Raw genomic sequence first — 13,582 nt, 5'->3', positions numbered from 1 at the left:
AGGAAGCCATGATGAAGACAATGACCGCGCCGCTGGCGCCGCCCGAAGACGCTGCAGCAGTCGAAAATGCGATTCAGTCGCTGCACGCCTCGCCCAACGATGTGGTGGATTATCCGCGCCTGCAACGCGTGCTGGAGCTGACCTCGGCGGCGGTGCTGGCGGTCGATGTGCTGGTGGTGTTCTTCTCGGTGATCTGGCGCTACGCCTTGCACGATCCGCTGGAATGGTCGGAAGAAGTGGCGCGCGCGCTGATGATCACGCTGGTGTTTTTCGGCGCGGCCAGCGTGCTGGGTCGCAGCCGCCACGTCGGCATCGACAGCCTGCGCGGCGTTTTTCCGAAATCATGGCTGCCGTATATCCTCCGGCTGTGCGACTGGGTGATCGCCTTTGTCGCCATGTCGCTGGCTTACACCACCTGGCTGCTGCTGGAGATCTCCAACGACCAGACCACGCCTTCCGGTTTGCCGCAGACGATTTTTGTCTTGCCGGTGCTGATCGGCAGCCTGCTGTTGTCGGTGTTCGCGATGACGCATGCGCTGAAGAAGTTCGGCCGCCATGCGCTGGTGTCGGGTTTGCTTGGCCTGGCGGTGGTCGGCGGCGTGCTGGCCTTACAGGAGTTCTGGCCCGATCATGCGCTGAGGCCGATGCACGTTTTGCTGTTCGGCTTCCTGTTCTGTCTGGTGGCGGGCGTGCCGATTGCGTTTTCGCTGACCTTCGGCGCGCTGATGTTCTTCCTGCTGGAGCCGTCTCTGTCAGTGATGGTGTTCGCCCAGCAGGTCGCGGCCGGCACCGACCACTTCGTCATGCTGGCGGTGCCGTTCTTCATCCTGGCCGGCATGGTGATGGAGTGCAACGGCATGTCGTCGCGCCTGATCGAACTGCTGCTGCGCATGTTCGGGCGTCTGCGCGGCGGCCTGAATCTGATCATGGTGACGGCGATGGCCTTTTTCTCGGGCGTGTCCGGCTCCAAGCTGGCCGACGTCGCCGCCGTGGGCGGCATCCTGATGCCGGCGGTGCGCCAGACCCGGCAGAATCCGAACGAAGCCGCCGGCCTGCTGGCAGCCTCGGCCATCATGGCAGAGACGATTCCGCCCTGCATCAACATGATCATCCTCGGCTTCGTCGCCAATCTGTCGATCGGCGGCCTGTTCCTCGCGGGGATCCTGCCGGCGCTGGCGATGGCGATCGCTTTGTCCATCCTGGCGTACTACACCGGCCGCAAGGTCGACGTCAGCGTCGTCTTCATCAAGCCGCGTCCGATGGGCAAGCTGATCGGCGGCGCGCTGGTAGGTCTGATCATGATCGTGATGATCGGCAAGGGCGTGGCTTCCGGCGTGGCGACGTCGACCGAGATTTCCTCGTTCGCTGTGGTGTATGCGATCGTGGTCGGCTGGCTGGCTTTCCGCGAACTCAACCGCAAGGTGCTGGTGAAGCTGTTCGTCGATGCAGCGTCGATGTCGGGCATGGTGCTGTTCATCGTGGCAGCCGCCAGCAGCGTGGCGTATGCACTGACCGTGGAACAGATCCCGCATGCGCTGGCCGAACTGATGGTGAGCCTGGCTCACGATTATGGTCGCTGGATGTTCATCCTGATCTCGGTGCTGGCGCTGATCCTGTTCGGCGCGGTGCTGGAAGGCGCACCGGCGCTGATCATTTTCGGACCACTGCTTACGCCCATTGCGGTACAGCTTGGCTACAATCCTCTACACTTTGCCATTATCCTGGTGATTTCGATGGGCATCGGCCTGTTCTCGCCGCCGTTCGGACTGGGGATGTATGCGACCTGCGCAATCGCCCAGGTGCGTTTGCAGGATGTGGTGAAGCCGTATCTGAAATATCTGGCGATGCTGCTGGTCACGCTGGTGGTGATCATCGTCTGGCCGGATCTGAGTTTGTGGCTGCCGCGGCGCTTCGGATTTTCTTGAGCATGCTCTTGAAAGCTTGGCGGAAGAAAGGGATTCATTATGCTTGCCTGGACCTTTTAAGAAGGGAAAATCATGAGATCTGCCGGACGACCTGAAAGAGAACCTCGACCAGCAGCAGTCAGGGATAGCGCGGCTGTTATCGGCAATCACGCAGCGGTGCCGCAGCAAAGTAACCCACAGCCGGGACCGGGTATGCCGCTTGGCCTTTCTTCCAATTCGAGCTTTGCGCGTGAAGTTGCGAGGCATGCGCGAGATGGCGGCGACGGCGGAGATGAGTCCAAGAGGTCAGCGCCGAGCGCGTATCCTCCCCTGCCCATGGCGCCTACGTCCGGCGAGGTGAAGGCGGCGCACGAAGATGATGCCATTCCAGACGTAGAACGAAAGCCAGGCATCGTGATGGACGCAGCAGAGCGGCAGCGAATCGATGATATTTTTAACAGGCGATCAACATCGCCTGTAACGGTGGCGATCAGTTATCGCGAAGCGTATGGGTATGACAAGAGAGCTTTCGTACCCGATGAAGAGGTCAAGCACCGCCCCATAAAGAAAGTGCCCCCCATAAAGCTCTCGGTCGACGAGCTGGAGGTATTGTTCCGCGCTCGTGAGCGCGTCTATGATAAAACCCAGGGAGTTCCGGAGGCCGAAGTAAGCGCTGCAGACGCACAGCAGGGCGCGCTTGCCCGCGCTTGTCTGATGGCCGATCTTGCTGCGGCAAACGGCTTGTACATCCCGGGGGGGCAGGATAGGCTTACGCTGGATGAAGAACGTGTCCAGGAGCTAGGGTTAGATGAAAAACTTGCAGCAGAGCTTAATGAGAGAGACGCCGTCACACGCGAAATCCATGAGCAGGCAATGATCAGATATGCGCGCAACACAGGCTTGCCCATACTGGCGGTATGTGGCGGATCACGATCGATGGCGAGGGGATTCAGCGCCCAAGAAGAGATGCTGGATGAGGATAGTAAGAAAATTCACCAGAGCGGATTGGCCGAGCAGGCGCATGGACTGAGATTTCCAGATGTTCATACGATACTTGCTGGAGCGGTGCCGAAACTGCCTGTTGTCACGCCAGGAAAGTGGCCGGAGGGGTCGCGAGCACCTGGAGTGGATAAAGTGAATTCCACGCATGAGAAGGTCATTGCGCTTGACCCGCAAGGCGACGTCGAAACAGCTGCAGAGATAAAAGGCGTCAAGCGTTTGCCGGCTAAGAAGAGCGCATTACCTGCCGGAAACAACGAATCCGAATTGCTTGTGTCGGCGTTGAGTCTTGAAGACGGACATCCGGAAGGTTTTGAAACCCGGTACGGAGCGCCAATGATAGGTGTGACTTCGCATCCGGAGGCAATCCATGGGGCAAGTAGTCGTGCGCGTAATAAGGCTTCTGCTCAGGGGATCGCATGGTCCGACAATGTTTTAACGGGTTTTGTGCAATCAATGCAGACCCACGCCAACAAGCGACAGCTTCACATGGATCTCATGGATAGGGATGCGAAATCTCGCGGCGTGACACTGCCTCGTGAAATATGGCCCATGCTCAGGCGCGTAGGCCAACCGCCTATCCAGTTTGGTTTTTCTGCCAACCAATCAAGGACGTCAAGCGGTGCAAGGCAGATTGACTCCCATGGCCAGAACATCGGCATTCGTGGTCAGGCCGTCGGCGCCCAAATATCCTCGGAGGCAAAGAGAGCCAGCCTTCCGCTCACCACGCAAGAATCTAAGCCTGTTATGGCGGCTCCAGAAGCTTCAGTGATGCTGTCAGATGAGCAGCGACATGGAGCCGCTGAAGTGATGCCTATGTTTCAGGATTGGCTCAGGATTAAGCGGGAGAGTGAGGCGAAGTTCGCTGAAATAGCTGGGGATGCCGAACTGCAAAGGAAGTTGGCTGAAATAGCCAAGGATGCCGAACTGCACAGGAAGGATGACGCATCTGATTCTTGAATTCCCCAGTGGGAACGGCGCTTGCCGTTGTTAGCCGGGCAACCGGGTTTGCTTGTTTTAATCATGCTCCTTCACCGGAGCGTTTCTTTATCGATCTCGCTATGGATACACAAAAAATCAAGGCCGCCGCCGAGTTGCTGCTGGCGGCGCGCAAGCATGAAATCACCCTGGCGCGCCTGCCGGATGAATATATTCCGGCCGACGCCGCTGAAGCCTACGCGGTGCAGGATACGGTTTCCCGGTCGCTGGGCGAGGTCGGCGGATGGAAGGTCGGCGCCAAGGCGCCGGGCGCGCCGCCAAGCTGCGCACCGATGCCGGCCCAGTTCATCTTCGCCGCGCCTTATCATTTCTTCGACTTGCTGACCGCCGGATCGCGCGGCATCGAAGTCGAAATCGCGCTGCGCATGAAGAGCGATCTGCCGGCTCGCGCCACGCCTTACACCGAAGAAGAAGTGCTGGCGGCGGTCGGTACGGTGCATCCGGCGATCGAGCTGGTGTCTTCGCGCTATACCGAATATCCGGCGTCCAATCCACTGGCCGGGCTGGCTGATGCGCTGAGCAACTGCGCGTTTATCTATGGTCCGGGACGCAACGACCTTGGCCAGATCGATCAGAGCATCCAGCACGCCGAGCTGTATTTCAACGGCCTGGAGGTCGCCAAGACCGTCGGCGGCAACCCGGTGGTCGACATCTGGCCGCTGGTGACCTGGCTGGCCAATCACGTCGGCGAGCGTTGCGGTGGTCTGAAAGCAGGGCAGTTCGTGACCACGGGATCGTGCACCGGTCTGCTGTTCGCCGACAAAGGCAGCAGCGTCAACGCCTTGCTGCAGAACATCGGCAAGGTCGATATTTCGTTCGCGCAGGCCTGATCAAACAATCCGGGACGAAACAAGCTGCGGCAAGTCTGACGTGTTTACTGCGGCGTTCGTGCGTCCGGAGCATGGCGAAGGAACTGCGTCTGACTATGCGTGAAGCTGGCGGAATGCGGTGGAAAGGCTGAAGAAGAGGGATGATGCGGGATAAAGCCGGGGAGGGTGTGCTGCCGCATGAAGCGGCAGCAGCGGTATTTGAATGCCGTGAACTCCTGGTTCACAGCATTCAAATGGAACCATTATTTCTTCTTCTTGTTCACTGCTTCTTTGAACGACTTACCAGCGGAGAACTTCACTGTAGTTGCAGCAGCGATTTTGATTTCTTCGCCAGTTTGTGGATTACGGCCGGTACGAGCAGCGCGCTTGCCTGTGGAGAAAGAACCGAAGCCAACCAGTTGCACTGTGTCGCCCTTGGTAACTGCCTTGATGATGTTTTCAACGACGGAGTCCAAAGCACGTTGTGCAGCAGCCTTCGAGATTTCTGTATCAGCAGCGATTGCGTCGACCAATTCGGATTTGTTCACTTTAAAATTCCTTTCACTGTTAAGGTGCCGAGATTTTAGCATTGGAATGCGCCTACTCCGCAAGCCCCATCTGATGTTTAATTGAATTGTCATGATCTATTTCACCGGAATTTCATCGAATTGAAAAAATCCGGATACCCGTGGAGAGTTTCACGCATCGTTTTCTGTGTTCGTTGATTGAATTTTCGGTGCGGCCCTGATTTTTTTGCACGGCGTTTTTCAGGCATACTTCGGTTGCCGGTAAATTGTTGAGTGGCGTCGCCGGCTGCATTTTGATGTGCGGTTTCATGTCGCGTTGTATGTCGGTCCAGGTTGGTGCTTTTGATAGTCTGCAAAAATCCCTTCTCAAGCCGGTCGGCCGTTTTTTGATTCGCTGACCCGTCTCTCCCCCAGAAACCACGCGGAATTCGAGATAAACACATGTGTATATCTCAAGTGGAACATTCAATAGATTCTCTAAGTCATTCATTTTCGAGGAAAAAGCGCTTTTAGATGCTTTTTAACTATGCGCGCTAAGTCTTTGACTTTATTAAAAAAATCCCTGTTTCGGCCCATGAATATCGCTTGACCTGTATTAGTGCATCCTCTAAAGTGGGCGATAGTGTGAAAAAGTGTTTTTTTGTGGGGTGTTTTTGAATTCCCGGCATCGAAACACCGAATTCAAGCATGCCAACAGCGACAGGAAAAAAGGTCAAACACAGTGTTTCAAGGCGCGTCATCAATCAATCTCGATGCCAAAGGACGGATGTCTATTCCGGCCAGGCATCGTGACGCCTTGGCTGTTCAGTGCGAAGGACGGGTCACGTTGACGCGCCATCCGCACGGCTGCCTGCTGTTTTTCCCGCGTCCGACCTGGGAAATCCATCGCGAGCAGATCGCCGCGTGGCCGATGTCGGCGCGCGCCTGGCAACGCGTTTTCCTCGGCAATGCGTGCGACGTGGAGCTCGACTCCGCCGGCCGCATCCTGATCGCGCCGGAGTTGCGGGCAGCGGTCGGCCTGGAGCGCGACGTCATGTTGCTGGGCATGGGCAGCCATTTTGAAATCTGGGATGCCGCCAAGCTGGCCGAGAACGAATCGGAAGCTGTTGCTGCGGGCATGCCGGATGTGTTGAGCAATTTTTCCTTCTGACGGCACGACGCGATGACTTTGCAATCGGTGCCCGATTTGCAGCACCGTACGGTGTTGTTGGATGAAGCGGTGGATGCCCTGGTAATAGAAGGCGGCCGGGCTGACGGTGTCTATCTGGACGGCACCTTCGGCCGCGGCGGGCATAGCCGCAAGATTTTGGAGCGCCTCAGCGCGCGTGGACGCTTGATCGCGTTCGACAAGGATCCGCTGGCGATTGCCACGGCGCAGACCATTGCGGATCCGCGTTTCGCCATTGTGCATGACAGCTTTGCGACGCTGGATCAGGCGCTGGCGGCGCATGGTGTGACACGTGTCGATGGCGTGTTGATGGATTTGGGTATTTCTTCGCCGCAGGTGGATGACGCGGCGCGGGGTTTCAGTTTTCGGTTCGATGGCCCGCTGGACATGCGCATGGATACCACGCGCGGCGTGTCGGCAGCGGAGTGGCTGGCAACGGCGGACGAACAGACGATAGCAAAGGTGATACGAGATTATGGGGAAGAACGGTTTGCTGTTCAGATTGCAAAGACGATTGTTGCTCGCCGGGCAGTCGAGCCAATTTCAACCACACGACAGCTTGCCACGCTCGTGGCACAAGCCGTCAAAACCCGCGAGAAAGGCAAAGACCCGGCCACTCGTACCTTTCAGGCTATACGGATTTTCATCAATCAAGAGCTTGAAGAACTCGAAATAGGACTGGAAAAAGCATTTCGGCAGATGGCGCAGTATGGGAGATTGGTTGTGATCAGCTTTCACTCGTTGGAAGATCGCATCGTCAAGCAGTTCATGGCATCCAAAGCCCATGTGCCGCAGCCGGACCGCCGCCTGCCGATTCGTGCGGTCGACCTGCCGCAACCCCTCGGGAAATTGCATTCCCGCGTCAAGCCGAGCGACGCCGAAGTCGCCGCCAACCCGCGCGCCCGTTCCGCCGTGATGCGTTCGCTCGAACGCACAGTCGCTGAGGACGCATCATGACCGGCCGCCTGAGCTTCCTTGTCACTGCCGTACTGGTGCTGTGTGCGCTGTCGCTGGTCAATGCCCAATATCAGGCGCGCCAGTTGTTCATCGAGCTCGAACGTGCTCAGTCGACGGCGCGCCAGCTCGACATCGACTGGGCGCAACTGCAGCTGGACCAATCCACGCTGGGCAAGAATTCCCGTATTGAAGCGCTGGCGCGACGCGACCTGAACATGGTCTCGCTGACGCCGGAACGAACCCAATACCTGACGGTGAGGAACAAATGACGCGCATGCCGCCACGCACCAACGTCACGGGAGGCCGCGTCGCTGCCTCGCGCGGCGTCGCGTTCTCGGCCAGCCCGGTATTGCAGGTCGCGATGCCGGCCTGGCGTTCGCGCGTGGTGTTGTTCGTGCTGTTCATGGCATTCCTGGCGCTGGCTGCGCGCGCGCTGTGGCTGCAAGGCATGTCCACCGACTTCCTGCAAAAACAGGGCGCTTCGCGCTACGCGCGTACGCTTGAGCTGCCGGCCACGCGCGGCAAGATCACCGACCGCAACGGCCAGGTGCTGGCCTCGTCGGTGCCGGTCAAGGCGATCTGGGCGATCCCCGACGACGTGCAGGAAGCGCCCAAGGACAAGCTGCGCGACCTGGCCAAGCTGCTCGACATGAGCGACGCCGAACTGCGCAAGAAGCTCGATTCCGACCGCAACTTCGTCTATCTGAAGCGCCAGGTCGAGCAGGACACCGCCGACAAGATCGTCAAGCTCGGCATCGCCGGCATCGAGACGCGCAAGGAATACAAGCGCTTCTATCCCGAAGGCGAAGTCATGGCCCACGTCGTGGGCTTTACCAATGTGGAAGACGCCGGACAGGACGGCATGGAACTCGGCTCGCAGAAAACGCTGGCCGGCGTTACCGGCAGCCGCCGCGTGATCAAGGACCGTCTCGGCCGCATCGTCGAAGACATCGAAGCCGTGCGCGAACCGCACGACGGCAAGGACCTGACCTTGTCCATCGACAGCAAGATCCAGTACATCGCCTTTACGCAGCTGAAAGAAGCGGTCGAAAAGAACAAGGCCAAGGCCGGCGGCATCATCGTCGTCGACGCGCGCACCGGCGAAGTGCTGGCGCTGGCGAACCTGCCGACCTACAACCCGAACGACCGCTCGGTGCTGACCGGCGCGCAATTGCGCAACCGCGTCCTGACCGACACCTTCGAACCGGGCTCGACCCTGAAACCCTTTACCGTGGCGCTGGCGCTGGATACCCATCGAGTGACGCCGAGCACCGTGTTCCAGACTTCGCCCGGCAAGCTGACCATCGGCACTGCCACCATCGGCGATTCGCACGCGCACGGCCCGCTGACGGTCGCACAGATTATCGAAAAATCATCCAACATCGGCACCGCCAAGATCGCGCTGGAAATGCCGCCGCAGGAAATGTGGGAAATGTTTACCAGCATCGGTCTCGGTCAGCAGCCGAAGTTCGGTTTCCCGGGCGCGGTTGCCGGCCGTGTGCGGCCTTACAAATCGTGGCGTCCGATCGAGCAGGCGACGATGAGCTACGGCCACGGCATCTCGGTATCGCTGATTCAGCTGGCGCATGCCTATACGATCTTTGCCCGCAACGGCGACCTGATTCCGCTGTCGTTCCAGAAGGTCAACGACCTGCCGATCGGGCATCGCGTGATTTCCGAAAACACCGCGCTGCAAATGCGCCGCATGCTGGAAACCGTGGTGGCGCCGGGCGGCACCGCGCCGCAGGCCCAGGTGCCGGGCTATCGCGTCGGCGGCAAGACCGGCACCGCCTACAAGATCGAAGGCGGCAAGTACGTGAAAAAATATGTGTCGTCGTTTGTCGGCATTGCGCCGATGTCCGACCCGCGCCTGATCATCGCCGTGATGCTGGATGAACCCAGTGCCGGCAGCCACTACGGCGGCACTGTCGCCGGCCCGGTTTTTGCCAATGTAACGGCCAACGCTTTACGCGCGCTCAATGTCGCGCCGGACTCCAGCGTGACCAATATCATCATTCCAAAAGATGCCTTAGAGGAGAGCATGTAATGCCTGCAACCATGCTTTCCGCGCAAAAAATTGTCGACTGGCTGCACGGCATTTCCGCTGCCAACGCCAGTCCGACTGCGAATTTAACCGCTGATTCGCGCCGTGTGCAGGCCGGCGATGTGTTCTTTGCCTACCCCGGCGACAGCGCCGACGGCCGCCGCTATATCGCCGACGCCATCGAGCGCGGCGCCGTTGCGGTCGTCTACGAAGAGGCTGGATTTGCCTGGGACGACAAGGAAGATTTGCCGCATTTCGGCGTCAAGGGCCTGAAGCACCTCGCCGGATTCACCGCCAATATGTATTACCAGCAGCCCGACAAGGACATGTTCAGCGTCGCGGTGACCGGCACCAACGGCAAGACCTCGTGCTCGTACTGGCTGGGCATGGCGCTGTCGCGCCTGCAAGGCTCCTCGGCCCCGGCGGCGGTGGTCGGCACGCTGGGCGTGGGCATGTTCCAGGACGGCAAGCCGCATGCGTTCGACGTCACCGGCTACACCACGCCGGACGCGGTGCTGCTGCAACGCAAGCTGTCCGACCTGCGCACCGCACGCGCTTCGGTGCTGGCGATCGAAGCCTCGTCCATCGGACTCGATCAGGGCCGCCTGAACGGGTTGCACGTCGACGTCGCCCTGTTTACCAATTTCACACGCGATCATCTCGACTATCACGGCGACATGATCGCCTACGAAGCCGCCAAGATTCAGCTGTTCGATTCGCCGGGTCTGCAGCATGCCGTCATCAATCTGGACGACCAGATGGGGCAGCGTCTGATTCCTTACCTGCAGGCCAAGAATATTCCGGTGATCGGCTATTCGCTCGGCGACGTCACGGCAGATGACGTGCCGGTGCTGCGCGCCTCGGCGATCCGCAGCACCAATACCGGCACCAGCTTCCATATCGAATCGCCATTCGGTTCGGGCCAGATCAAGACGCAACTGGTCGGGCAGTTCAACGTCAGCAATGTGCTCGGCATTCTCGGCGTCATGCTGGCCAAGGGCACCGGCTGGGACGCAGCCTTGGCGGTGATCGCCACGCTGACCGCCGTGCCGGGCCGCATGCAACAGTTCGGCGGGCAGGAAGTGCCGCTGATTGTGATCGACTATGCGCATACGCCGGATGCATTGGAAAAGACTTTGATCGCCCTGCGCCAGGTTGCCGCTCAGCGCGGCGGCGAACTGTGGTGCGTGTTCGGCTGCGGCGGCGATCGCGATCCGGGCAAGCGCCCGGAGATGGGCTCGGCCTCCGAACTGGCCGATCACGTGATCCTGACCAGCGACAATCCGCGCAGCGAAGATCCCAACGTCATCATTTCGCATATCAAGAGCGGCATGGGCCGCATCGTGCCGCATGTCATGACCGACCGCGCCGGCGCCATCCTGTGGGCGGTACGCCACGCGGTCAAGCAGGATGTCGTCCTGCTGGCGGGCAAGGGCCACGAAACCTATCAGGAAATCGCGGGCAAGAAATATCCCTTCCTCGATGCCGACCACGTTGCACTGGCTTTGGCCGCGCGCTCCACGATGATGGGAGGTGCATAGTGCAGGCGACGCTTGGACAATTGCAGCAGTGGCTGGACGGCGCGACCGTGCATGGCGTACATAACGCCGGCGGCGAACTCACGGTGCGCGGCGTCACCACCGACAGCCGTGCAGTGGCACCTGGCAACCTGTTCGTCGCCCTGCGCGGCGAGCGTTTCGACGCACACGATTTCCTCGACGCTGTCGCCGGACTAGGTGCCGCCGCCGTGGTGGTGGAGCGCGTGCCGACAGGTCTGAGCATCCCCGCCATCGTCGTTCCGGACACCCGTGTGGCGCTGGGCCAGATCGCGCGTCACTGGCGCCAGCAATTCAATGTGCCGGTGATTGCCGTCACCGGCAGCAACGGCAAGACCACCGTCAAGGAAATGATCGCATCGATCTTGACGGCGGCATTCGGCGAAGATCGCAGCCTGGCCACGCGCGGCAACTTCAACAACGAAATCGGCGTGCCGCTGACCCTGTTCCGCCTGCAACCGCAACATCAGGCGGCGGTGGTCGAGCTCGGCATGAACCATCCCGGCGAAATCGCCGTGCTGGCGGAAATCGCTCGTCCGACGCTGGCGCTGGTCAACAACGCACAGCGCGAACATCAGGAATTCATGGCAAGCGTCGAAGCCGTCGCGCGTGAAAACGGCGCCGTCTTTGAGGCCCTGCCGGCGGATGGTATCGCCGTGTTTCCGGCGGAAGACGACTACGCCTGGGTCTGGCGCGAGATCGCCGGCACGCGTCCGGTGATCAGCTTCGGGCTGAATCAGGATGCGGATGTCAGCGGCAGCTATCAGGCGCGCGAATTCGGCAGCGCGATTGCCGTCACTGCACACATCGGCGATCGCGTGCAGCAGTTCGGCATCAAGCTTGCCGCCGTCGGCGAGCACAACGTGCGCAACGCGCTGGCCGCTACCGCCTGCGCGCTGGGCGCCGGCATTTCCGCGGCCGCCGTGGTGCGCGGGCTGGAAGCGTTTCAGCCGGTCAGCGGCCGCCTGCAACGCAAGACTGCAGTCAGCGGCGCACTGGTCGTCGACGACACCTACAACGCCAATCCGGATTCGGTGCGGGCCGCCATCGACGTTCTGGCCCAAGCCGCCGCGCCGCGCGTGCTGGCCTTGGGCGACATGGGCGAGGTCGGCAACGAAGGTCCCAAATTCCACCGGGAAATCGGCGCCTATGCCCGCGAACGCGGCATCGAGCATTTCCTCGGTTTCGGCGACGCCATGCGCGACGCCATCGACGCATACAACGCCGTGCCGGGAGCCTCATTCCCGGCGCGGCATTTCGACACCATCGATGCCGTCAGCGCCGCCGCCCAAGAGGCTGCATCCGCGACGGCGACGGTATTGGTAAAAGGTTCGCGCTTCATGAAGATGGAGCGCGTTGTGCAGCATTTGGTCGGGGCGCAGTTGCAGTCCGCGCCACTTCACCAGGAGACTCATTAACATGCTGCTTTGGCTGGCTCAGAATTTTCAGCAGGATTTCAGTTTCCTGCGCGTATTCAACTTCATCACCTTCCGCGCCGTGTTTGCGACGCTGACGGCGCTGTTGATCGGCCTCGTCGCCGGTCCGGCGGTGATCCGCATGCTGACCCGGCTCAAGGTCGGCCAGGCCGTGCGTACCGACGGTCCGCAAACGCATCTGGTCAAATCCGGCACTCCCACCATGGGCGGCGTGCTGATCCTGATCGGCATCGGCATTTCGACCTTGCTGTGGGCCGACCTCAGCAACCGTTTCGTCTGGATCGTACTGATCGTCACGCTGGGCTTCGGCACCATCGGCTGGGTCGACGACTACCGCAAGGTGGTCTACAAGGATCCGAACGGCATGCGCTCGCGCGAAAAGTATTTCTGGCAGTCGCTGATCGGTCTGGTGGCGGCGTTCTATCTGGCGTTCTCGGTGTCCGAAGTCAGCAACATGAAGGTGCTGGATCTGTTCTTCGCCTGGGTGCAGTCTGGTTTCAATCTCGACCTGCCGCCCAAGGCCGACCTGATCGTACCGTTCTTCAAAACCGTCAGCTATCCGCTGGGCGTGTGGGGTTTCATTGCCCTGACCTATTTCGTCATCGTCGGCACCAGCAATGCGGTCAATCTGACCGACGGCCTGGACGGTCTGGCGATCATGCCGACAGTGCTGGTCGGCGGCGCGCTGGGCATCTTCGCCTACCTGACCGGCAACGCCAGTTATGCCAAATACCTGATCATCCCGCACATTCCAGGCGCTGGCGAACTGCTGATTTTCTGCGGCGCGATGGCCGGCGCGGGTCTGGCCTTTCTCTGGTACAACGCCTACCCGGCGCAGGTGTTCATGGGCGACGTCGGCGCATTGGCGCTGGGCGGCGCGCTCGGCACCATCGCGGTGATCGTGCGTCAGGAAATCGTCTTGTTCATCATGGGCGGCATCTTCGTGGTGGAAACCCTGTCGGTGATGATTCAGGTGGCTTACTTCAAGTTCACCAAGAAGCGCTACGGCGTCGGCAAGCGCGTGCTGCTGATGGCGCCGCTGCATCATCACTATGAACAAAAAGGCTGGAAAGAAACACAAGTCGTGGTGCGCTTCTGGATCATCACGATGATGCTGGTGCTGTTCGGTCTGTCGACGCTGAAGCTGCGTTGAGTTGCGTTGATCAGATCATTTTAGAAAGAC

11 protein-coding genes are annotated in these 13,582 nt (G+C 60.0%); 10 read left to right on the top strand and 1 reads right to left on the bottom strand.

All coding sequences use genetic code 11. From position 1 onward, the window contains the following. Window positions 1-11 precede the first annotated feature (11 nt). The 3 genes from AKL25_RS17870 to AKL25_RS17860 all read left to right on the top strand — a co-directional run bounded on the left by AKL25_RS17870 (window position 12) and on the right by AKL25_RS17860 (window position 4,732). Window positions 12-1,925, top strand: a complete 1,914-nt coding sequence (locus AKL25_RS17870) for a TRAP transporter large permease (RefSeq protein ID WP_050479058.1) — start codon at window positions 12-14, stop codon at window positions 1,923-1,925. Between the two features lie 192 nt (window positions 1,926-2,117). Further along, window positions 2,118-3,863 (top strand): type 1 glutamine amidotransferase family protein, encoded by a 1,746-nt coding sequence (locus AKL25_RS17865; protein ID WP_050479057.1) that lies wholly within the window; start codon window positions 2,118-2,120, stop codon window positions 3,861-3,863. 101 nt (window positions 3,864-3,964) lie between these two features. Next, window positions 3,965-4,732 carry a 2-keto-4-pentenoate hydratase gene (locus AKL25_RS17860; protein ID WP_050479056.1) on the top strand — a complete coding sequence of 256 codons (768 nt, stop codon included), beginning with the start codon at window positions 3,965-3,967 and terminating at the stop codon, window positions 4,730-4,732. 242 nt (window positions 4,733-4,974) lie between these two features. Here the strand turns inward: AKL25_RS17860 and AKL25_RS17855 are convergent, their stop codons facing one another. Further along, window positions 4,975-5,259: an HU family DNA-binding protein gene (locus tag AKL25_RS17855; protein ID WP_007880659.1), complete on the bottom strand. Its 285-nt coding sequence runs from the start codon at window positions 5,257-5,259 to the stop codon at window positions 4,975-4,977. A 700-nt stretch (window positions 5,260-5,959) separates the two neighbouring features. On the opposite strand from AKL25_RS17855, the gene mraZ reads away from it, so the two are divergent. Genes mraZ through mraY form a run of 7 tightly spaced genes read left to right on the top strand, consistent with a single transcriptional unit; the run spans window position 5,960 to window position 13,552 of the window. Next, entirely contained in the window at window positions 5,960-6,388 is a 429-nt protein-coding gene (mraZ, locus tag AKL25_RS17850) for a division/cell wall cluster transcriptional repressor MraZ (RefSeq protein WP_050479055.1), read from the top strand. Window positions 6,389-6,400: 12 nt separating this feature from the next. After that, on the top strand, window positions 6,401-7,363 hold the full coding sequence (gene rsmH / locus AKL25_RS17845) for a 16S rRNA (cytosine(1402)-N(4))-methyltransferase RsmH (RefSeq protein ID WP_050479054.1): 963 nt from the start codon (window positions 6,401-6,403) through the stop codon (window positions 7,361-7,363). Beyond that, window positions 7,360-7,632 carry a cell division protein FtsL gene (gene ftsL / locus AKL25_RS17840; RefSeq protein WP_050479053.1) on the top strand — a complete coding sequence of 91 codons (273 nt, stop codon included), beginning with the start codon at window positions 7,360-7,362 and terminating at the stop codon, window positions 7,630-7,632. The genes rsmH and ftsL overlap by 4 nt, the downstream gene beginning before the upstream one ends. Next, entirely contained in the window at window positions 7,629-9,410 is a 1,782-nt protein-coding gene (locus AKL25_RS17835) for a peptidoglycan D,D-transpeptidase FtsI family protein (protein ID WP_050479052.1), read from the top strand. The genes ftsL and AKL25_RS17835 overlap by 4 nt, the downstream gene beginning before the upstream one ends. Then, window positions 9,410-10,948 (top strand): UDP-N-acetylmuramoyl-L-alanyl-D-glutamate--2,6-diaminopimelate ligase, encoded by a 1,539-nt coding sequence (locus AKL25_RS17830; protein ID WP_050479051.1) that lies wholly within the window; start codon window positions 9,410-9,412, stop codon window positions 10,946-10,948. Before AKL25_RS17835 ends, AKL25_RS17830 begins: the two co-directional genes overlap by 1 nt. Continuing rightward, the gene (locus AKL25_RS17825) at window positions 10,945-12,381 is read left to right on the top strand and encodes a UDP-N-acetylmuramoyl-tripeptide--D-alanyl-D-alanine ligase (RefSeq protein WP_420840721.1); all 1,437 of its coding nucleotides are present in this window, start codon (window positions 10,945-10,947) and stop codon (window positions 12,379-12,381) included. The genes AKL25_RS17830 and AKL25_RS17825 overlap by 4 nt, the downstream gene beginning before the upstream one ends. Window position 12,382: 1 nt before the next feature. Further along, entirely contained in the window at window positions 12,383-13,552 is a 1,170-nt protein-coding gene (gene mraY / locus AKL25_RS17820; protein WP_050479049.1) for a phospho-N-acetylmuramoyl-pentapeptide-transferase, read from the top strand. The last annotated feature ends 30 nt before the right edge of the window (window positions 13,553-13,582 follow it).

Source organism: Herbaspirillum rhizosphaerae, assembly GCF_001189965.1.
GTDB classification, from domain to species: domain Bacteria; phylum Pseudomonadota; class Gammaproteobacteria; order Burkholderiales; family Burkholderiaceae_D; genus Herbaspirillum; species Herbaspirillum rhizosphaerae.
This window is presented reverse-complemented; position numbering and strand designations above follow the sequence as displayed.